The sequence below is a fragment of the Salmonella sp. SJTUF15581 genome (genome assembly GCF_043356775.1).
Classification (GTDB): domain Bacteria; phylum Pseudomonadota; class Gammaproteobacteria; order Enterobacterales; family Enterobacteriaceae; genus Salmonella; species Salmonella enterica.
Window position 1 is genome coordinate 40,936 of the sequence record NZ_JBEUJY010000016.1, and the last position, 21,261, is coordinate 62,196.

General features: G+C 51.0%; 21 protein-coding genes and 1 pseudogene. 7 read left to right on the forward strand and 15 right to left on the reverse strand.

Annotated features, from left to right (window positions below; translation table 11 throughout):
• Positions 1-44: 44 nt before the first annotated feature.
• Positions 45-635: a GTP cyclohydrolase II gene (gene ribA, locus ABVN36_RS20925; protein WP_001176284.1), complete on the reverse strand. Its 591-nt coding sequence runs from the start codon at positions 633-635 to the stop codon at positions 45-47.
• Positions 636-830: 195 nt separating this feature from the next.
• Here ribA and pgpB point away from each other — a divergent pair, with 195 nt between their 5' ends.
• The 5 genes from pgpB to yciH all read left to right on the forward strand — a co-directional run bounded on the left by pgpB (position 831) and on the right by yciH (position 4,483).
• Positions 831-1,595: a phosphatidylglycerophosphatase B gene (gene pgpB, locus ABVN36_RS20930; RefSeq protein WP_000948651.1), complete on the forward strand. Its 765-nt coding sequence runs from the start codon at positions 831-833 to the stop codon at positions 1,593-1,595.
• A gap of 149 nt (positions 1,596-1,744) precedes the next feature.
• Positions 1,745-2,053, forward strand: coding sequence for a LapA family protein (locus tag ABVN36_RS20935; protein WP_000876301.1), 309 nt, complete (start codon positions 1,745-1,747; stop codon positions 2,051-2,053).
• A gap of 6 nt (positions 2,054-2,059) precedes the next feature.
• Complete coding sequence (gene lapB, locus ABVN36_RS20940; protein ID WP_000891378.1) at positions 2,060-3,229, forward strand: lipopolysaccharide assembly protein LapB; 1,170 nt, start codon at positions 2,060-2,062, stop codon at positions 3,227-3,229.
• Positions 3,230-3,419: 190 nt separating this feature from the next.
• Positions 3,420-4,157, forward strand: coding sequence for an orotidine-5'-phosphate decarboxylase (gene pyrF, locus ABVN36_RS20945; protein ID WP_001537903.1), 738 nt, complete (start codon positions 3,420-3,422; stop codon positions 4,155-4,157).
• Positions 4,157-4,483, forward strand: coding sequence for a stress response translation initiation inhibitor YciH (yciH, locus tag ABVN36_RS20950; RefSeq protein WP_001285199.1), 327 nt, complete (start codon positions 4,157-4,159; stop codon positions 4,481-4,483). Before pyrF ends, yciH begins: the two co-directional genes overlap by 1 nt.
• Positions 4,484-4,602: 119 nt before the next feature.
• Here the strand turns inward: yciH and osmB are convergent, their stop codons facing one another.
• From osmB to ABVN36_RS20995, 9 genes and pseudogenes are all read right to left on the reverse strand, one after another.
• The gene (osmB, locus tag ABVN36_RS20955; protein WP_000481166.1) at positions 4,603-4,821 is read right to left on the reverse strand and encodes an osmotically-inducible lipoprotein OsmB; all 219 of its coding nucleotides are present in this window, start codon (positions 4,819-4,821) and stop codon (positions 4,603-4,605) included.
• 258 nt (positions 4,822-5,079) lie between these two features.
• Complete coding sequence (locus tag ABVN36_RS20960; RefSeq protein WP_023138312.1) at positions 5,080-5,832, reverse strand: DNA-binding transcriptional regulator YciT; 753 nt, start codon at positions 5,830-5,832, stop codon at positions 5,080-5,082.
• An 86-nt stretch (positions 5,833-5,918) separates the two neighbouring features.
• Entirely contained in the window at positions 5,919-6,098 is a 180-nt protein-coding gene (locus ABVN36_RS20965; RefSeq protein WP_001279854.1) for a hypothetical protein, read from the reverse strand.
• A gap of 121 nt (positions 6,099-6,219) precedes the next feature.
• Positions 6,220-8,202 (reverse strand): cyclic di-GMP phosphodiesterase, encoded by a 1,983-nt coding sequence (gene pdeR / locus ABVN36_RS20970; protein ID WP_077908608.1) that lies wholly within the window; start codon positions 8,200-8,202, stop codon positions 6,220-6,222.
• Between the two features lie 261 nt (positions 8,203-8,463).
• Complete coding sequence (locus tag ABVN36_RS20975) at positions 8,464-10,398, reverse strand: exoribonuclease II (RefSeq protein ID WP_023138310.1); 1,935 nt, start codon at positions 10,396-10,398, stop codon at positions 8,464-8,466.
• Between the two features lie 244 nt (positions 10,399-10,642).
• Positions 10,643-11,620: pseudogene (locus ABVN36_RS20980) on the reverse strand (CMD domain-containing protein); the annotation flags it as partial.
• 200 nt (positions 11,621-11,820) lie between these two features.
• Positions 11,821-12,609 (reverse strand): enoyl-ACP reductase FabI, encoded by a 789-nt coding sequence (fabI, locus tag ABVN36_RS20985; protein ID WP_000506501.1) that lies wholly within the window; start codon positions 12,607-12,609, stop codon positions 11,821-11,823.
• Positions 12,610-12,726: 117 nt separating this feature from the next.
• Positions 12,727-13,020: a hypothetical protein gene (locus tag ABVN36_RS20990; protein WP_033903593.1), complete on the reverse strand. Its 294-nt coding sequence runs from the start codon at positions 13,018-13,020 to the stop codon at positions 12,727-12,729.
• An 81-nt stretch (positions 13,021-13,101) separates the two neighbouring features.
• A complete protein-coding gene (locus ABVN36_RS20995; protein ID WP_001518100.1) occupies positions 13,102-13,305 on the reverse strand; it encodes a hypothetical protein in 204 nt (67 codons plus the stop codon).
• A gap of 34 nt (positions 13,306-13,339) precedes the next feature.
• Here ABVN36_RS20995 and steC point away from each other — a divergent pair, with 34 nt between their 5' ends.
• On the forward strand, positions 13,340-14,713 hold the full coding sequence (gene steC, locus ABVN36_RS21000; RefSeq protein ID WP_023138308.1) for an SPI-2 type III secretion system effector kinase SteC: 1,374 nt from the start codon (positions 13,340-13,342) through the stop codon (positions 14,711-14,713).
• Between the two features lie 466 nt (positions 14,714-15,179).
• Positions 15,180-15,887 carry an EAL domain-containing protein gene (locus ABVN36_RS21005; protein ID WP_023138307.1) on the forward strand — a complete coding sequence of 236 codons (708 nt, stop codon included), beginning with the start codon at positions 15,180-15,182 and terminating at the stop codon, positions 15,885-15,887.
• Positions 15,888-15,902: 15 nt separating this feature from the next.
• Here ABVN36_RS21005 and sapF read toward each other — a convergent pair whose 3' ends face one another.
• Genes sapF through sapA form a run of 5 tightly spaced genes read right to left on the reverse strand, consistent with a single transcriptional unit; the run spans position 15,903 to position 21,191 of the window.
• Complete coding sequence (sapF, locus tag ABVN36_RS21010; RefSeq protein ID WP_000230462.1) at positions 15,903-16,709, reverse strand: peptide ABC transporter ATP-binding protein SapF; 807 nt, start codon at positions 16,707-16,709, stop codon at positions 15,903-15,905.
• Position 16,710: 1 nt separating this feature from the next.
• On the reverse strand, positions 16,711-17,703 hold the full coding sequence (gene sapD / locus ABVN36_RS21015; RefSeq protein WP_001128869.1) for a peptide ABC transporter ATP-binding protein SapD: 993 nt from the start codon (positions 17,701-17,703) through the stop codon (positions 16,711-16,713).
• Positions 17,703-18,593, reverse strand: a complete 891-nt coding sequence (sapC, locus tag ABVN36_RS21020; protein WP_001146150.1) for a peptide ABC transporter permease SapC — start codon at positions 18,591-18,593, stop codon at positions 17,703-17,705. Before sapC ends, sapD begins: the two co-directional genes overlap by 1 nt.
• The gene (gene sapB / locus ABVN36_RS21025; RefSeq protein WP_000583298.1) at positions 18,580-19,545 is read right to left on the reverse strand and encodes a peptide ABC transporter permease SapB; all 966 of its coding nucleotides are present in this window, start codon (positions 19,543-19,545) and stop codon (positions 18,580-18,582) included. Before sapB ends, sapC begins: the two co-directional genes overlap by 14 nt.
• Positions 19,542-21,191 carry a peptide ABC transporter substrate-binding protein SapA gene (gene sapA / locus ABVN36_RS21030; RefSeq protein WP_023138306.1) on the reverse strand — a complete coding sequence of 550 codons (1,650 nt, stop codon included), beginning with the start codon at positions 21,189-21,191 and terminating at the stop codon, positions 19,542-19,544. The genes sapB and sapA overlap by 4 nt, the downstream gene beginning before the upstream one ends.
• Positions 21,192-21,261: the final 70 nt, after the last annotated feature.

Sequence of the window (21,261 nt, forward strand, 5' to 3'; positions counted from 1 at the left end):
GGGCCTGCCGTAAACAGGCAGGCCCGCGCTTTAATACCGGTGGCTTACTTGCTTAGTAGGTGGCCCATTTTGGCCGCTTTAGTATCGAGATAATGCTCATTATTTGGATTACGACCCACAATGAGCGGAACGCGTTCGACGATATTAATTCCCGCCTCGGTCAGTATTTCGACTTTCTTCGGATTATTGGTCAGCAGGCGAACTTCATCCACGCCCAGTAATTTGAACATATCCGCGCACAGGGTGAAATCACGCTCATCGGCGGCAAAGCCGAGCTGATGATTGGCCTCCACCGTGTCATAGCCTTGATCCTGTAACGCATAAGCGCGAATTTTATTAAGCAGGCCGATATTGCGGCCTTCCTGACGGTGGTAAATCAGAATACCGCGTCCTTCTTCCGCAATATGCGTCAGCGCGGCTTCCAGTTGAAAACCACAATCACAGCGCAGACTAAAAAGCGCGTCCCCGGTAAGACATTCGGAATGAACGCGAGCCAAGACCGGCGTTTTACCTGAAATATCGCCAAAAACCAGCGCGGCATGGTCGTGTCCGGTTGCCAGTTCTTCAAATCCCACCATCAGAAAGTCACCCAATGGGGTTGGCAGTTTGGCTTCTGCCACACGTTTAAGCTGCATGTATTTCTCCAGATTATGCTGACGCCTGCGGTGTCGTCGCCTGTTGGCTTGTATCCCGCTATTTTGCCATAAGGCGGCGGACATCACCTAATCACTACCACGTAATTGCTCAGGAATGGCACAAATTTGTCAATTTTCCAGTCCGGCGAGAATTTTCAGTTATGATTGTGATACTTACTTATAAAAGGAGCATCCATGCTTTCAATTGCGAGGCGCACCGCGGCAGGCGCCGCCCTGTTGCTTATCATGCCGCTTGCCGTATGGGTATCAGGCTGGCAGTGGCAGCCAGGACATCAGGTCTGGTGGCTAAAAACGCTATTCTGGATAACGGAAACCGTGACCAAACCCTGGGGCGTTATCACGCATGTGATTCTTTGTGGATGGTTCTTATGGTGCCTGCGATTTCGCCTGCGCGCCGCCATTATGCTGTTTGCGATTCTCGGTGGGGCGATTATCGTCGGGCAGGGCGTGAAGTCATGGGTAAAGGAGCGCGTACAGGAGCCGCGGCCATTTGTGGTCTGGCTTGAAAAAACGCACCATATTCCCGTCGATGAGTTCTACACTTTAAAGCGTACAGAACGCGGACATTTAGTGAAAGAGCAGTTGGCCGGGCAACAGAACATCCCCGTTTTCCTGCGTCAGCACTGGCAAAAAGAGACGGGCTTTGCGTTTCCCTCCGGACACACCATGTTTGCAGCGAGCTGGGCGCTTTTGGCCGTGGGTCTGTTATGGCCGCGCAGACGGACTTTCACCATCGCGTTTTTGTTAGTCTGGGCGACCGGCGTAATGGGCAGCCGTTTGCTTCTGGGAATGCACTGGCCGCGAGATTTAGTGGTCGCCACGCTTATCTCCTGGCTATTAGTTACCCTGGCGACCTGGCTGGCGCAGCGAATTTGCGGGCCGCTTATGCCGCCTCGTGAAGAAGCGCAAGAAATTGCTGAACGCGAGCAGGAAAGCTGACAACGGTTGATTTTCTGACTATTGCCCTTAAATCATCTGATGGCGGGCGCATTTCCATTTCGCGCGAGGCGGGAAAATGGTAATTTAGAAGGCTGGATGCGGTAAGTTGGACACGATTTATTCGCGCAAACCACATAACGGGAAGTAATGTGAAATATTTACTCATTTTCTTACTGGTATTGGCGATTTTTGTTATTTCGGTGACGCTGGGCGCGCAGAATGATCAACAGGTGACGTTTAACTACCTGCTGGCGCAAGGGGAGTATCGTATCTCCACGTTGCTTGCTGTGTTGTTCGCCGTCGGTTTTGCGATTGGCTGGCTGATTTGCGGCCTGTTCTGGCTGCGGGTCCGCGTTTCCCTTGCCCGTGCTGAACGTAAAATTAAACGACTGGAAAACAAGCTTTCGCCAGCAACCGACGTTGCGGTCCCTGCCGATTCGTCGGTTGTAAAGGAATAATCATTTATGTTGGAGTTGTTATTTCTGCTGTTGCCTGTAGCCGCTGCCTATGGGTGGTATATGGGTCGCAGAAGTGCGCAACAAACAAAACAGGATGAAGCTAACCGCCTGTCGCGCGATTATGTCGCAGGGGTTAACTTCCTGCTGAGTAACCAACAAGATAAAGCGGTGGATCTGTTCCTCGATATGCTTAAAGAGGATACGGGCACCGTTGAGGCTCATCTCACTCTCGGTAATCTGTTTCGCTCTCGCGGCGAAGTCGATCGCGCCATTCGTATTCATCAAACGCTCATGGAAAGCGCTTCATTGACCTATGAACAGCGTTTACTGGCTGTTCAGCAACTGGGGCGCGACTATATGGCCGCCGGTTTATATGACCGCGCGGAAGATATGTTTAACCAACTTACCGACGAAACGGAATTTCGCGTAGGCGCGTTACAGCAGCTCTTGCAAATCTATCAGCTAACCAGCGACTGGCAAAAGGCGATCGAAGTCGCAGAACGGCTGGTGAAACTGGGCAAAGATAAACAGCGTATCGAAATCGCCCATTTTTACTGTGAGTTAGCGTTACAGCAGATGGGCAACGACGACATGGATCGCGCGATGGCGTTGCTGAAAAAAGGTGCCGCCGCAGATAAAAATAGCGCCCGGGTGTCTATCATGATGGGGCGCGTTTATATGGCGAGAGGGGATTACGCCAAAGCGGTCGAAAGCCTGCAACGTGTGATCGTTCAGGATAAAGAGCTGGTCAGCGAAACGCTGGAGATGCTGCAAACCTGTTATCAACAGCTCGGTAAAAATGCCGAGTGGGCGGAGTTTTTACGTCGCGCCGTTGAGGAGAATACCGGTGCTGGCGCTGAGTTAATGCTTGCCGATATTCTGGAAGCGCGTGAAGGTAGTGACGCAGCTCAAGTCTATATCACGCGTCAGCTACAGCGACATCCTACCATGCGGGTGTTCCATAAGCTGATGGATTACCATCTCAATGAGGCGGAAGAAGGGCGAGCGAAAGAAAGCCTGATGGTACTGCGTGATATGGTTGGCGAGCAGGTGCGCAGTAAACCGCGGTATCGTTGTCAGAAATGCGGTTTTACCGCCTATACCTTGTACTGGCACTGTCCGTCCTGCCGGGCATGGTCGACCATTAAACCTATTCGCGGACTTGATGGGCAGTAGTATATAAAAAAAGCCTCACTTTAGTTACAACATACTTAATGACGTAAAGCTAGAAACGACGCTGGCATCGGCAGGCAGGGCTTATCAGGTTGTCAATCGAACCTGTTAATTTCCCTGCGCCGCAGGTAGAATGCACGCCGTTTATCCAATTTGCGCCACTTCCGGTGCCCATCATCAAGAAGGTCTGGTCATGACGTTTACTGCTTCATCTTCTTCCTGCGCTATTACTGAATCGCCTGTCGTTGTGGCGTTGGATTACCATGAACGCGATAAAGCCCTGGCGTTTGTCGATAAAATCGATCCTCGCGATTGTCGCTTAAAAGTGGGCAAAGAGATGTTTACGCTGTTTGGTCCACAGCTCGTTCGGGATCTCCAGCAACGTGGGTTTGATGTCTTTCTTGATCTAAAATTTCATGATATTCCCAACACCACGGCCCGGGCGGTCGCCGCAGCGGCAGACCTGGGCGTCTGGATGGTAAACGTTCATGCGTCTGGCGGGGCGAGAATGATGGCCGCAGCGCGCGACGCGCTGGCGCCATTCGGTAAGGATGCGCCGTTACTCATTGCCGTGACCGTGTTGACCAGTATGGAAACCAGCGATCTGCGCGATCTGGGCGTGACGTTGTCACCGGCGGAACATGCGGAGCGGCTGGCGCGCCTGACGCAGCAATGCGGGCTGGATGGCGTGGTCTGTTCCGCTCAGGAAGCGGTCAGATTTAAACAGGCCTTTGGCGCTGCATTTAAGCTGGTGACGCCGGGCATTCGGCCCGCAGGCAGCGAGGCAGGCGACCAGCGACGCATTATGACGCCCGAACAGGCATTATCCGCCGGCGTCGACTATATGGTGATTGGCCGCCCGGTTACGCAATCGGTAGATCCGGCGCAAACGCTGAAGGATATTAACGCGTCACTAAAACGGGAGGCATAATGAGCGATTCCAATAGCCGTCTGGTTTATTCAACACAGACAGGGCGCATTGAAGAACCTAAAACGGCACCAGTTCGTCCCAAAGGGGATGGTATCGTTCGCATTCAGCGTCAAACCAGTGGCCGTAAGGGTAAAGGCGTATGTTTGATTACCGGTATCGAGATGAATGATGCGGAATTAACCAAACTGGCGGCTGAACTGAAGAAAAAATGCGGCTGTGGCGGGGCAGTAAAAGAAGGGATTATTGAAATTCAGGGTGATAAACGCGACTTGATAAAATCATTGCTGGAAGCTAAAGGAATGAAAGTAAAATTAGCTGGCGGCTAATGAAAACGCCACGGTTGTAAATTACCGTGGCGTAAAAGTCAACTTTGTCTATTTTTGTAATCCAGACCTGAAAAGAATAAACATATTATTTTGAGCCGTTCAATATTTAAACGTCTGGATTATTTTCCAACCTGGTGACCAATCACGCCGCCGACCGCCGCGCCGCCCAGGGTGCCTAATGTACTGCCGTCCGTTAACACTGCGCCGCCTAACGCCCCCGCACCTGCGCCAATAGCCGTGTTGCGATCGCGCTTGGACCAGTTTGAGCAGGCGCTCAGAGACATTGCTACGGTGATTGCCAGCACAGCAGCGGCCATTTTTTTGCTCGTCATAAACATAATACTCTCTCCTGAATTAACGATTCACGGAATTAAGCTCACTATAACTATAGTTAAAATAAAACCTGTTAAGAGATTTTCCGTAAAACCTGATTGCGCAGGGGTATATCACGCAGGTGATAGTCACTTCCTGTTATTTCGCTAATATTAATTTTACGACGTTACGCTCGTTACAACAGGTAAATAGTCTTAATTGGGATGTCAGAAAAGTCTTAGAGAGAGGATGATTTGCCATAGGGCAAACCATCGGGAAATATTTTAAACGGATGAGCCAATAACATTGACTAGCAGCCCCGCATGTTCTAACTGCATTTGATCGCTGGCGGAAATTTTGGAATCCGTAATGACACGATGGAAGCGAGAGAGCGGGCCCAGGGGATAGGGATGCACACAGCCAAATTTGGAGCTGTCGGTGAGGACAATCGCTTCTGAGCCTTTTTCCAGAACAGCGTTAACCACATCCGATCGCATCATATCGCGTCCGGTAAAGCCGGTATCAGCCTGCCAGCCATCAATACCGATAAATGCTTTGCTGAAATGCACTTGATGGATAAACTGTCGCGTCAACGGCCCTACCATGCTTTCACTTTTTTTCTGATAGATTCCACCGAGGAGAATGACTTCGCAAGGGGTCTCTTTGAGCAGGTGCGCGATATAACTGCTCACGGTGATGATCGTGACATCTTTTTGTTCCGCCAGCGTCCGGGCCAATAGCGCATTGCTACTGCCATTTTCAATAAAAATGGATTCCCCTGGACTGACCAGCGAGGCGGCGAACTCCGCCAGTCGGCGTTTTAGCGTGTAGTTCGTCATCATGCGAGTCTCTACGTCATCGCTCTCAAGCGAAACGGCGAAACCATGCGCACGGCGTAAATAGCTCTGTTTTTCCAGGGTATTCAGATCCTGACGAATCGTGACTTCAGATACGCCGGTAATTTTCGCCAGTTCAGCAACGCTCATCTGGCCTTTATCAACCACCATTTGCAAAATTGATTGTTGTCGGGAGTTCATAGTATTAATTTTATACGTTAAGAGGAGTCAACAGACAGTCAGAGAGCCGGGAAGGGCTAACGGCCATCCCGGACAAATAATCGCTATCAGATTTCCCAGGGCGACCCGGGAGCCTGGGATGGCGAGATACCGTCTTTAACCTGATCTAACAGCTCTGCTCTCAATATTTCAAGGTTATTGATGGCCGAGTGGTAATCGCCAGCAACAAGGATATCCAGCACGGTATCAATGCGTGCGGCAATTCGTTGTGCTTCGATATCAGACATGTTTGTCATCCTTAATGTCAGAAAAGGTTTCAATTCATGATGCAGAAATTAATCTGAAAAGAGAAGGGAAAAATAGGGCTATACCTGTCTGCACAGGCTGTTCTCCCTATTATCGCCGCCATTAACGCATTTTTCTCGTCTGATAACGTTTGTACCAGCGTTCAAAAGAAACGGCGGGCATAGGTTTAGCGAATAAAAAGCCCTGTCGTTCATTGACACCGTTTTTTGTCAGGAAGGCATCTTCTTTAGCATTTTCTACGCCTTCGGCAATCACTTGTAAATTTAGCGCCTGAGCCACCGCGACAATCGCCCGAACCAGAGATTGCGACAGCGGTTGCTTATGGATATCTCTGACGAAAGCCTGATCCAGTTTAACGGCATCAATAGGGAACCGTGCGAGTTGGGAAAGCGAAGAATACCCGGTGCCAAAATCATCCAGATGAATCTGAGCGCCGAGCTGACTAAATTGCTGGATAACCGATAGCGCCAGCGTGTCGTTTTCGATCAGGCAGCTTTCCGTTAGCTCGACATCGATCGGGCAATACTCAAAATTCAGATCGTACAAAGCCTGTTTAAGCGCAGTAAAAAGCGTCTGGTCGGCCAGTTGTCGCGCCGAAAAGTTAACGGCTACGCGCAAGTTAATCCCCTTATCGCGCCATCTCGCAATCTGGCGAACCACATCCAGAATCACCCAGCGGCCCAGCGGGACGATGAGTCCTGACTCTTCGGCATATGAGATGAACTCCAGCGGCGGAATTAATCCGCGTTCCGGCGATTGCCAGCGTACCAGCGCTTCCAGGCTACGTACTTCGCCGCGCCAGGTAATTTTGGGCTGATAGTGAATAAGTAACTGGTCGTTTTCCAGCGCTTTTCGCAGGTTTGTATCCAGCCAGTGATAGTCAAATACGCGCTGATTCATTTCCGGCGAAAAAACGCAGAACTGACCGCGGCCGCCTTCTTTGGCGTTATACATTGCGGTGTAGGCAGTGCGAATGAGACTGTCGCTGTCCTGTCCGTGCCGGGGGGCCAACGAAATGCCAATGGCGCATCCCGTGTAAACTTCAATGAGTCCAATACGAAACGGTTGCCGCAGACGGGTAAGGATTCGTGAGGCTACTGCTTCCAGCGCGGCCTGAGACGTATGGGCAGCGAGGACAATGAATTCATCTCCCCCCAGTCTGGCCAGCAATTGATCTTCCTCCAGACAACTCAACAGCGCCAGCGAAACGGCCTGTAAGAGCTGATCGCCAAACATATGCCCATAGGCGTCATTAATTTTCTTGAAGTTATCCAGATCGAGATAAACGATACCCACTTGCGACTCGCCAGCCGAGGCAATAGCATGATTAATAAATTCATGAATAGCATTGCGATTGGGCAGGCCGGTGACGGTGTCTGTATTCGCCAGTATGCGTAAACGCTCCTGAGCCCGCCTTTCTTCGGTGATATCCGTGCCTGCGCAGATCAGGAAAATTTCGTTTTTTCCGCTACCGTTATGGACGAATTTATTACGAAATAAGAACAGGCGTTGGCCTTTACGGGTCTTTATCCAGCGTTCGATTTCATAGGCATTGCCATTGCGAAAAAAATTCTCAATGTAGTGCCGGGAGGCAACCGCCTCCCGGCGACTCATAAATAATTTAAAGACGCTTTGACCAATTACATCTCGCTCTTTTAAGCCCGTGTACTCTTCGCATAACCGATTAAATCGACAGATTTTTCCCCGACTATCCAGTATCGCAATGACTGAGTTGGCTTCTGATACGATTTGCTCGGCAAAAGAGAGCTCCTGCGCCTGCGTTGGCGCGACGGCAGGCGTATCAGGCCAGGTTGCCAGGCTGCCAGCCCATTCACGGTTATTAATCTTACGGCCTACCAGGTGCACAGCGGTAACCTGTTTTTCTATCAACAACGTTATCAGCAGACTGGACGTAATCGCCGTTATTTCCCGGATACGCCCGGCTTGTTCCGGCGATAGCTCGACCGTTTTTTCTGTATCCGTTTCACCTGTCGGGGAGAGATACAGCACGTTGCGGTCATCAGCCAGACGCCAGTGAGAGTGAAGGGGATTTAGCGCCGTTTGTTCCTGAATCTGTTTCATCATGCGTACCATCCCATTTAAGCGCCAGGTGCCCGAAAAGAAAGGTTAGCCATGTTATAAATAAGGGTAATTATGGCTGAACGTATTGTTTTATCTATGTATTCATATGTAATCCAGATTCTGGAAAAAGCATAGTCGCCAGCTAAAAATAACAAGAAATGGGGCGCTTGAATAAGATTAAACTTAGAGCATGACGGAAGGGAGAAGAAGAAAAGAAACGGCCTTTGCCTTCTCAGCAAAGGCCGTTGAGCGAGCTAAGCGTGGTTACGCTGCCGGTCGGGCAATAATGCTGCGGGTTTCCATGCGAACTTCCGCAATAGTGACATCAATGACATCCGTCACTTTATAAACCGTCTCACCTTTAATCTGTACCGTACCGCTTTCCTGGCTGCATACCAGTTCATCGCGAACGGCGTGCAGGAACGGGGCAGGGATAAAGGCGATAGCGCCGTTATCGACCAGTCGCACACGCATACCACCGCGGCTGACGTCAATAATTTCTGCCGCGAAACGGGTATTTGTCCCCGCCTTATCGTTAAGGAAGCGTGCATATAACCAGTCGCCGACATCGCGCTCCGCCATACGGTTCAGGCGACGGCGTTCCGCCATTTGCTGGGTGATATCTTCCTGCGGACGCGCAATAGCTTCCCCCTTGATGACCGCTTTCAGCAGGCGATGGTTAATCATATCGCCATACTTACGGATGGGAGAAGTCCAGGTGGCGTAAGCCTCAAGACCAAGACCGAAATGCGGCCCCGGCTCGGTGCTGATTTCCGCAAAAGACTGGAAGCGACGAATGCGGCTGTCAAGGAAACCGGAGGGCTGCGCATCCAGTTCGCGACGCAGTTTACAGAAGCCTTCCAGCGTCAGCACCTCTTCGGCATCGACATGCAGACCATGCGTTTTCAGCAGTGCGGCCAGCGCGTCGGCATTCGCGGGATCGAAGCCCGTATGTACGTTGTAAATACCGAAACCGAGCTTATCGCGCAGTACGCGCGCGGCGCAAAGGTTAGCGGCGATCATCGATTCTTCTACGATACGGTTAGCGATACGGCGCGGTTCCGCCACAATATCCAGTACTTCGCCTTTTTCGCCAAGCACAAAGCGGTAATCCGGGCGGTCTTTAAAGACTAACGCATGATGATGACGCCACTCACTGCGGTTTAGACAAATACGGTGCAACAGACGAATCTGCTGGGCAATGCCTTCGTTATCCGGCTGCCAGGTGCCGTTATTTTCCAGCCAGTCGGAGACATTGTCGTACGCTAGCTTGGCCTTCGATTCGATCGTGGCCGCAAAAAAGGCGATATCATCGTCAATGGTGCCGTCCGCGGCGATTATCATGCGACAGGCGAGCGCCGGACGCACTTCGTTGGCGCGCAGTGAGCACAGATCGTCAGACAGCTCACGTGGCAGCATAGGAATATTGAAGCCCGGCAGGTAGTTGGTGAAGGCGCGAATTTTCGCGGCGTTATCCAGCTTACTGCCTTCGGCAATCCAGGCGGTAGGATCGGCGATAGCCACCGTAAGCTGGAGTCTGCCGTCCGCTAATTCCTCAGCATAAAGCGCGTCATCCATATCTTCAGTGCTGGCGCTATCGATAGTGACGAAATTCAGCGCGGTCAGATCCTGGCGCTCCAGCCCTTCGTCAAGCATCTCCGTCGCTACGCCGTTCGGCGCTTCTTTTTCCAGGTTGTGGCGAGCAAGCGTAACCCACCAGGGAACAAAGTGATCGTCGGCAAAGGTGATGTACTGCGTTAAATCGGCGTAAAACGAACGGTCGCCTTTAAGCGGATGGCGGCGCATTTCGGCAACCGCCCAGTCACCTTCTTTGAACTCATGCTGAACGCCGCGCGCGGCGCGGCAGGGAATCGCGTCTTTCAGCAACGGATGATCCGGCACGATGGACAGGCGGTCATTTTTACCCTGAACTTTTCCCACAAAACGCGTCAGGAACGGTTCGATCAGTTCTTCCGGCTCGGCAGACTCCCGTTCTTTTTCCGTGTGGATGACCGCGACGATACGATCGCCATGCATCACTTTTTTCATCTGCGGCGGAGGAATGAAATAGCTTTTTTGCGCGTCAACCTCAAGGAAGCCAAAGCCTTTTTCCGTGGCTTTTACGACCCCTTCAGCGCGCGGCGTCTGGGAATGCAGTTGCTGTTTAAGCTGCGCTAGCAGCGGGTTGTCCTGAAACATATTCGTCTATTTTCGTAGCCAAAAGAGCGGCTGACAGTTTTACGCGATTCTGCCTGGCGCAGCAAGCGCTCTTTCAGTAATGGATGAGTTAATAGGTTTCGCCCAACGCGATTTTTAAACGATTTAACCATCCGCACACGCCGCACCAGCCTAACATATTAATGGCCTGCTCCGATGAAACTCCCCTGGTGAGTAGCGGGAAAAAATGCGCGGCGCTAAAGCGATCGGGCGCTCTGGTGAGCCATTGTATCGCCTGTGTCAGCGCAGGCTCAAGTTCCCAACGAGCGATGTCGTCGTCTTCCTGGCGTAACGTGATGACAGCGCGACGCCACGCGTCAGGTTGGGTTGCCTGTTCGTTAAAGCAGGCGGCGCTGCCGTTGATACGTGATGTGAGGAGCGTGATAAGTGGAAGTAAAGAAGGGGGCGACGCAGTGTGTAATGTGCTGGTCAGTATGCGTTCGAGTAACGCGAATGAAGACGGATCGCGGATGAGTACCGGCGCCATCATTTGGCATTGTGAAGACGAATATTGCCGCCGAATTTTGGTATGGGCTGGAGGATATTCTACCAGACTGGCGGCGGGCCGCCATATCGTCTGGGGGTTTTGAAACCGCGCGGCCCTGGCAAAGCGCTGCATCTCCTGGCCGGGCAGTTCGCGCACGGGCAGACGGCAAAACGCCTGAAATATCGCCGCTACCCGCGCCTGAAAACCGATAAACCCAATGATCTGATTGATGAGTACGGTATCCCGGGCGGTTAATCCCACCTCTGCAAGCTGTTCGCGGGCCTGCGTATTGATAACGGAGGGGGAGCCGGCAAGCTGACGAGCGTATTGCGTAATTTGCGCCAGCCGTTGATTGCTCTCTCTTGAGGCGTCAGGGCCAGGTAGCGGCGCCAGACGCGCGGCATAATGGCGGCACAAACGCTGAACCCCAAATACCTGAGCGGCGGTCAGCGCGGTGCTCATACGTTCATAGGCGCTAAACGTATGAAGCCGGTCGTTGAGAACCGTGCGGGGAAATAAGACATCCGCCAACTGGCGAGCGGGCTTTAACCATGATTCAAAAGGCGTCAACGCGGTTTCTGCTACCGCTAAATCCAGTAAAAATCGATCGTTAACATACGCGGCTTCCGGCATTAGCGAAAGCGGGGTTTGTGACGACATAGTGGATTGTGTTTCATGATACCAGTGGCTTTTACCCGCTTTTCGGCATTGTTCCATAGGGTTTCCCGAGGATGAAATGGCGATTGATAATGATTCGGCGTCGGATCGTTTATGCTGGATTATCCTGGCGTATGCGGGAAAGGGATGAAAGATTGTTAGGTGATAACAAATATCAGAACGCTATATAACGAGATGAGTGGTGAGTGAGGGGAATGGGGGCAGCACAGCCGTGCCGCCCGCTAATAAACTTAATGCGCTTACTTCAGTTCCAGTTCATTCATTGCCGCAATGCTGAACCCGCCGTCAACATGGACGACTTCGCCAGAAATGCCTGCCGAGAGATCGGAACACAGAAACGCCGCTGAGTTACCCACATCTTCAATGGTCACGGTGCGACGAATTGGCGTAACGGCTTCACAATGCGCCAGCATTTTACGGAAGTCTTTAATACCGGACGCCGCCAGCGTGCGGATTGGACCCGCAGAGATGGCGTTGACGCGAACCCCTTCCGGTCCCATAGCGTTTGCCATATAACGCACGTTGGCTTCCAGAGAGGCTTTCGCCAGACCCATGACATTGTAGTTCGGGATGGCGCGCTCCGCTCCCAGATAAGACAAGGTCAACAGCGCAGAACCCGGATTCAGCATGGTGCGGCAGGCTTTCGCCATGGCAACAAAGCTGTAAGAGCTAATATCGTGAGCGATTTTAAAGCCTTCGCGGGTAACCGCATTAACATAATCGCCGTCCAGCTGATCGCCAGGCGCGAAACCGATCGAGTGTACGAAACCGTCAAATTTCGGCCAAACGTTACCCAGCTCTGCAAACATAGCGTCAATGCTGGCATCTTCAGCGACATCACACGGTAAAACGATGCTGGAACCCAGCTGGGCAGCAAATTCTTCTACGCGGCCTTTCAGTTTGTCGTTCTGGTAGGTGAACGCCAGTTCAGCTCCTTCGCGGTGCATCGCCTGTGCGATACCGTAGGCGATGGACAGTTTACTGGCCACGCCAGTGACCAGAATGCGCTTACCGGAAAGAAAACCCATAGCTTTAATCCTTATAGTCATTGCTTATTTTTTGCTTTTACGAACAATGGTTAACAGCAACTTTTCAACATTATTCGAAATTAGTCTGAAATTATATCCCACTCCTGGCCCCGTGTGTCACGCTATTTTTCCGCCGCTATCTCCGGCAGGTGACGTTCTAAAACCACACGGTAACGAAGTCCCTGAGGATTTTGAGCACTCCCCAGGGCCAAACTGGCAAATCAAAGAGTCTAATGGGACAGGCCCTACGGTGCAGTATACCAGCTGGTGTAAGGTTCGCCTCATCCAACCAGAGACACCGGGACGGATAGCAAGTACGATAGCGATGCGCCTTCCACCAGACAAATAAAGGTTCTGTAGGAAGCCAGAATATTCATCCGAATGGTTTACCTCACCTATTAGCGATGTTATATACCCTTCATACTTCAAGTTGCTTATGTGTTGGCTACACTCGCTCACCCCAGTCACATAGTTATCTATGCTCCTGGGGACTCACTCCCTTGCCGCCTGTAAGCAACTCGAATTATTTTGGGTATAGACATGTAATTTTAACCAGCAAATGCTTAACAAAAATAATTTCTTTTTTAGGCGCTGTAAGTTTTCTCTATTTATTGATGCAGAGTAATACTGGATATGAAAAATTTTGGAAATCAGGTGATTACAGTAGTTACAAATCAGGTTTTTATATGTTTGCATGTGTATTATAATAAATTTTCAGAGGATGAGACATATGCCGTTTACATTTCATATCGGAAATCATAGTTGTCAGATATCAGAAAAGTATTTAAGAGATATCATCGATAATAAAAGAGAGCATGTTTTTTCAACGTATGAGAAATTCATAGATTTTTTCAGAAATATATTTACCAGTCGAAGTTTAATTTCTGATTATAGAGAGATATATAATCTACTGTGCCAAAAAAACGAGCGTCCAGATATTACGAAGCCTTTCTCGCTACGACCATTTTCGAGGCGAGATGAAGACTGTACACGATGGCGCCCCCTTCTGGGATATATTAAACTTATTGATGCCTCCAGACCTGAAACAATAGACAAATACACTGTAGAGGTATTAGCACATCAAGAAAATATGTTACTACTACAGATGTTTTACGATGGAGTATTAGTGACCGAGACGGAGTGTTCTGAACATTGCGTCGATTTTTTAAAAGAAACGATGTTTAATTATAATTCCGGGGAAATTACGCTTGCCGCTTTGGGTAATAATCACCTGACGCCGAGCGAAGCAGGTAGTAATGGGATCTATGAGGCTTTTGAGCATCGTTTGATAGACTTCCTGACCACGCCCGCCACGGCGTCTGGTGATGAGAGTTGCGCTACTGATCAGACGGATGCATCACAACCAGCGGCAATAGAGGCGTTTATTAACTCGCCGGAGTTTCAGAAAAATATTCGCATGCGTGATATTGAAAAAAATAAAATAGGTAGCGGAAGTTATGGGACAGTCTATCGGTTACATGAAGACTTTGTTGTTAAAATTCCAATTAATGAGCGGGGAATAAAAGTGGATGTTAACTCTCCGGAACATCGTAATTGTCATCCTGATCGTGTCAGTAAGTATTTGAACATGGCCAATGGCGACAAGGATTTTTCTCGTTCGGCCTCCATGAATATTAATGGTAAAGACGTTACGGTTTTAGTTTCAAAATATATTCAAGGTCGGGAGTTCGATATTGAAGATGAAGACAACTATCGAATGGCGGAGGAGCTTCTTAAATCCCGGGGGGTTTTTATGCATGATATAAATATCTTAGGTAATATTCTGGTTAAAGGAGGGGTTCTTTTCTTTGTGGATGGCGATCAAATCGTGCTGTCACAAGAATCCCGGCAACAGCGAAGCGTTTCTCTTGCAACAAGGCAACTGGAAGAGCAAATTAAGGCCCATCACCTGATAAAATTAAAGCGGGCCGAGACCGAAGGAAATACTGAAGATGTTGAATATTATAAGTCACTTATTGCGGATCTTGATGCGTTAATCGGAGAGGAAGAACAGACACCTGCGCCAGGAAGACGTTTTAAACTAGCCGCGCCTGAGGAAGGGACTCTTGTGGCTAAGGTATTAAAGAATGAATTAAAAAAATAGCATTTAGTTCAGTTCTTTTCTGCGAATCGCCGGGGGCTCATTCGCTACAGATTTGCCGATCAATTATTGAGAGTTGCTATTCGCTTAAAGGTCGTTCGGGGGATCTGGACAGCCTGTAGCGGAGATGCAACTCGCCATTAGGGTTGGCGATGCCGCGCTGCCATAGTGGGTGAAATGCCACGCGATGGTGCAACACCATTAACTCGCCTTGATTTTTCCCCTCTGCCTGACAAGAAAAACATGGCTTTACGGATGGTCTAATGCCGTCATATTAGCGTTGTTCGGCTTAGTATGTAAATTTCCTTATAGCAATAGAAGAACATTCTCAAAACATAAAATTAGCAAGTTATCATGAAGTTAACATATATTGTTTTTTTCGATCATTTTTTATATATTGATCGTTTTTATTGATTGATTTGCGTTAAAAGCGCATTATCAGGGAGTTAAGATCAAGTGGAGTGGTCACATGCGCTATTTTTTTATGGCAGAGCCGATAAGGGCAATGGAGGGGGATTTACTGGGTGTCGAAATCACTACCCATTTTGCATCGTCGCCCGCTCGTCCGCTACACCCTGAGTTTGTTATCTCGTCATGGGACAATTCGCAGAAGCGCCGTTTTCTGCTTGATCTGTTGCGGACAATCGCGGCCAAACATGGCTGGTTTCTACGCCACGGCCTGTTCTGTATCGTAAATATCGATCGGGGTATGGCGCAGCTTGTCCTTCAGGACAAAGATATTCGCGCGTTACTACACGCCATGCTATTTGTGGAGCTGCAGGTCGCTGAACATTTTTCATGTCAAGATAACGCCTTAATCGATCCTTTAATACACGCGCTTCATAAGCAACCTAATCCATTATGGCTGGGCGACCTGGGCGTAGGGAACGCAACCGCTGCGCCATTAGTTTGCGGGTGTTTTAGCGGCGTAAAACTTGATCGCAGCTTTTTTATCTCACAAATTGAAAAAATGACGTTTCCGCTGCTCGTCAAACATATCCGGCGTTATTGTGACAAGATCGTGGTGGGTGGCCAGGAAAACACACGCTATTTGCCGGCGTTAAAAACGGCAGGCATTTGGGCAACCCAGGGCACGTTATTTCCTTCCGTTGCGTTAGAAGAGGTTGAAACATTGCTGTTGGGCAGTCGCATGAACACCCTCAGAGAATCGAACTGAGGGTATTTGTTTCGCTTAGCGATCCTTTCGCCATGCGTCAGCGGTCAGCGCCTCGCCAAAATGGCCTGCGATTAAACGGCGGGTAAGCTCATGTAGCGGAGAGGCGAGCACATCGGCGGTGCTGCCGCGTTCAACCACTTCCCCCTGATGCATCACTAATACCTGATCGCTAATATGCTTCATCATGCCGATATGCTGCGTGACATAGATATAGGAGATGCCTTGCTTTTCCTGCAATTCAAGCATCAGATTGATGAGCTGCGAGCGCATGGACATATCAAGCGAAGCCAGCGCTTCGTCCGCGATAATGACTTTAGGGCGTAAAATCAGCGCGCGGGCCAGGCCCAGACGCTGTTTCTGCCCCGGCGCCAGCATATGCGGGTAGTAGCTCACGTGATCGGGCAATAGACCCACCATACGCATCGTCTCGACAATCTGTTTGCGCCGCTGTTCCGGCTCCAGATCGGTATTAAGGCGCAGGGGGAAGTCAAGGATCTGCGAAATACGTTGACGTGGATTCAGTGACGTTGAGGGGTCCTGAAAAATCATTCGAATACGTTGGCTTCGAAACGAATAGTCGCCGTAATGCAGGGGATGATCGTCAATGAGAAGCTCGCCGCTGGTGGGTTCAATCATGCCGGCCAGCATCTTTGCCAGCGTGGATTTGCCGGAACCGTTTTCGCCGATAATGGCCAGAGTCTGACGCTCACGAAGCGTAAAGCTTAATGGTTTCACGGCGTCGACGGTCTGGCGGCGAAACCATCCTGTCCGGTAGCGAAAGGTTTTACTCAGGTTGCGCACTTCAAGCAGAGTTTCCACCATATCACTCTCTCTCCATATTCAGCGGAAAATGACAGGCATAGAGATGATTTTTCGCGCCGGTTAAGCGTGGCGTGATAATGCATTCTCGTTGCGCATAAGGGCAGCGCGGCCCCAGACGACAACCTATAGGTAACTGCTCCAGTAGCGGGATCGCGCCCGGCAGCGTATTGAGACGGCTTTTATGCGGCATCGCGCTGCCAAAATCCGGAATCGCGCGGATAAGCGCCTGCGTATAAGGATGATGTGGCGTCGTCACCAGATCTTTACTTGGCGCGGTTTCTACCGTCTGGCCGCAGTATAAAACGTTGATTTTGTCAGCCCACTGACTCAACATTTGCAGGTCGTGGCTAATCAACAGAATGGTGGTATTACTGTTTTGATTCAGTCGGGTCAACAGGCGAAAAATTTGCGCCTGCGTCGTCGGTTCCATTGAGTTGGTGGGTTCATCAGCGATCAGGAGTCGCGGTTGATTCGCCAGCGCGATAGCGATCATGACTTTCTGACACTCGCCATCGGTCAGTTCATAGGGAAAACTGCGCATCGCGTCTTTATGATCTTTAATTCCCACCCGGTGCAGTAATTCAATTGCACGCCGTTTACGCCAGCCTAAACGCTGCCACCAGCGGCCTTTATAGGTCCAGGCGGGAATATTTTGCATTAACTGGCGGCCGACGCGTTCGGAAGGATCAAGGCACGACTGCGGCTCCTGGAAGATCATCGACACATTATGTCCGACCAGCTTACGCCGTTCACGAGAGGAGAGGCGCAGCAGATCGATATCATCAAAACGCATACGGTCGGCAGTGACTCGCCAGTTGTCTTTCGCGACGCCGCAAATAGCTTTAGCAATCAAGCTTTTTCCGGAACCCGATTCACCTACCAGGCCGCGAATTTCGCCTTCGCTTAATGTCATACTGACGCGATCGACCGCTTTTACCCAACCTTCGCTGGTTTTAAATTCAATGGTGAGATTGCGGATATCCAGTAACGGCATTATTCCACCCCCGCAATAATCGCACGACGAATCCCATCTCCGAGCAGGTTTACCAGTAAAACACTGAGCGTTATCGCCGCGCCGGGTAGCATAACGGTCCACGGCGCGACATAGATTAGCTCCAGCGCATCCCCCAACATGGCCCCCCATTCGGGAGAGGGAAGCTGCGCGCCAAGATCTAAAAATCCCAGCGCGGCGATGTCCAGAATCGCCATCGACAGCGCCCGGGTAATTTCGGTGACCAGACCGGCGGTAATATTCGGTAAAATGGCGAACCACAGAATATTCAGCGTTGTCGCGCCATCCAGACGGGCGGCAATGACGTACTCTTTTTCCAGTTCATCATGCACCATGCTATAGACGGAACGTACCATTCGCGGCAACAGGGCCAGCCAGACGGCAAACATCGCGTGTGACAGATGTGGGCCGGCAAATGCCACGACGATAATCGCCAGCAAGAGCGAAGGGATGGAAAGCAGCGTGTCCAGAATATGGTTCAGCACGGCAGAGCGTAAACCGTGAGTCGCGCCTGCCACTACGCCGAGGACTAATCCACATAGCGTAGCCGCCAGCGTTACGATAAACGCGCCGCCGACCGTGGGCGCCGCGCCGCTTAACAGGCGGCTCAGCACATCGCGCCCCAGATCGTCAGTCCCCAGAAAAAAGGAGACTTCGCCATAGCGTGACCAGGAGGGCGGCAGTAGCTGATAGCCCAGAAATTGCTGATCGATACCATAGGGCGCGATCCAGCCGCCAAAAATACACAGCAACGCCAGACCGGCACATCCATACAGACCCACCATCGCAGGCGCGTCGCTATAAAATTTGCGCCAGGCAGTGCGCAGGGTGCCTGGCGGGCGCTTTTCGCTGTATACGCTATCGTAAGGCATACCATTCCTTATGTTTCAGAGGGTTAGCCATAGCACCCAAAATATCGGAAATCACATTGACCACAATAACTAGCGAGCCAATGACCATCACGCCAGCGGAAATAGCGGCATAGTCCTGCTGACGAATGGCGTGAATTAACCATCGTCCCAGCCCTGGCCAGCTGAAAACCATTTCGGTAATCATCGCCAGCGTTAACATGGTTGAAAATTGCAGACCAAGACGGGGAATGACCGGCGGCAGCGCATTATGCAACACGTGACGGCGTAAAATCGTAAAGCGCGACAAGCCGCGCGTGGCCGCCGCTTTAACGTAGTTCTGATCGTAGACCTCAATAGTGCTGATTCGCATCAGGCGGATCACTTCTGTGGTCGGCGCGACGGAAAGCGTGAGCACCGGTAAAACCATATGCCGTATGGCGCTCATCACCATTTCATCACGCCACGGCGAATCTGAAATCCAGGCGTCAATGATGGCGAAACCGGTAACCGGTTTAACTTCATAAAGCAGGTCAAAGCGCCCGGATACCGGCAGCCACCCCAGCGTGAGCGAAAAGAACAGTGTGAGCAGAAGCGCCAGCCAGAAAACCGGAATTGAGAAACCTAATAGCGCCAGCGCGCTGATAAAACGATCCGGCCATTTGCTACGCGTCACGCCAGCCAGCATCCCGACCGGGATGCCGACCATCAGCGCAAAACCAAAGGCGAGAATGCACAGCTCCATCGTGGCGGGAAACACCTCTTTAAGCTGTTCGGAGATCAGCTGGCCGTTAATGCTGGACACGCCAAAGTCCCAGTGCAGCAGACCGTTGAACCAGAAAACCCAGGCATTCCATAATGATGCGCCTTGTAGCGGCGCGTGCGGCGTAAAATAGCTCAGGCTAAAGCCGATAAAGGTCAGGAAGAAGAGCGTCACCAGCAACAGCAATAACCGACGCAGGGTGAAGATAATCATGGTTTTTTCACCTCTTCGTGTTTTTCGCGGGAGACGCCGGCAAAAGACGCATTGCCGAACGGGCTTAACACCAGCCCTTTAATATCGTAGCGGTATGCCTGCAGGCGTAGTGATGATGCCAGCGGCAGTATCGGCAGCTCTTTCTCCAGGATATTCTGCGCTTCCTCATACGCTTCTATGCGCGAAGCCAACTGCTGCGACGACAGTGCCTTACGTAGCACGCTGTCAAATTCAGGGTTACACCAGTGGGCGAAATTGGTTTGCGAATTGATGGCCGCACAGCTTAACAGTGGTCTGAAAAAGCTATCCGGATCGTTGCTGTCCGTGGCCCAGCCGGATAAGGTCAGATCGTGATTCATATCCATCAGGCGCGCCTCCTGAAAACGACCTTCAACCGGCACAATGACCACTTTTACGCCAACCTGCGCCATATCCGCCTGAATAAGCTCCGCCGTTTTTAGCGGACTTGGGTTCCAGGCCTGAGAACTGGTCGGCACCCAGAGATGCAGCGTAAGATTCTCAATGCCCAGCGCTTTTAGCTGTTCGCGCGATTTTTGCGGATTGTACTCCGTAATTTTGGCATCGTTATCGTAAGCCCATGAGGCTCTCGGTAAAATGGAGGCTGCGGTTTCCGCCGTGCCGTAATAAATCGACTGCATCAGACGCTGGTTGTTGATCGATAAGGCCAGCGCATGGCGCACTGCGGGATTATTCAACGGCGGCTTATCGGTGTTAAAGGCCAGATAGGCGATATTCATCCCCGGGCGCAACGTCAGACGTAAACGCGGATCGTCGCGTAAAATAGTTAGCTGGCTGGCGGCGGGCCAGGCCAGAACATCGCATTCACCGGTCAGTAATTTCGATAAACGCCCGGTACCGCCGGAGCCTAAATCCACCACCACTTGCGGCATCAGCGGTTTGCCGCGCCAAAACCCATCGTGGCGCTGGAGACGAATAAACTGCCCGGCACGGTACTCCGAAAGCTGGAAAGGCCCGGTGCCGACCGGTTGGCGGTCTAGCAGTTCCTGACGATCTTTTCGGCTAAGCTGCGCGGCGTACTCAGCGGACATGACGGAAGCGTAGTGTGTGGCCAGATGCCATAAAAAGGAGGCGTCTGGCTGCGTCAGGCGAAACTCAACGGTGTTATTGTCCAGCTTATGCACGCTTTTTACATTGTCGGCGAACTGTAGGCTATCAAAGTAGGGGAAGCTACTGCCGTTGATGTTATGCCACGGATGCCGACGATCGAAAATCCGCTGAAAGGTAAAGACGACATCATCAGCATTGAGTTTTCGGGTCGGCGTAAACCAGGCTGTTTTTTGAAAGGAAACGTCGCGGCGCAGGTGAAAACGGTACGTTGCCCCGTTATCCAGCACTTCCCAGCTTTCTGCCAGCTCTGGGACTAAACGATAAGTATAGGGATCGACATCCAACAGGCGATCATATAACTGGGCGGCCAGGGTATCGACGATGAGGCCGCTGCTCGCTTTTTGCGGATTAAAGGTGTTGACCTGCCCGCTGACACAATACACAAAGCCGCTATCGCGAATATCTGCACTCGCAGTTTGTTCGGGCGTAGTCGCAGCCGTAGCCTGACTACTCAGTAGACCCGCTATCACGATCAGAGACGATAAAACCAGGCGCATAATAGTTAAGTTTTTGAAGTTCAATTTGCAAAGTGTATCGCACTTCGGCCCGCCACGTAAAAATGTCGGT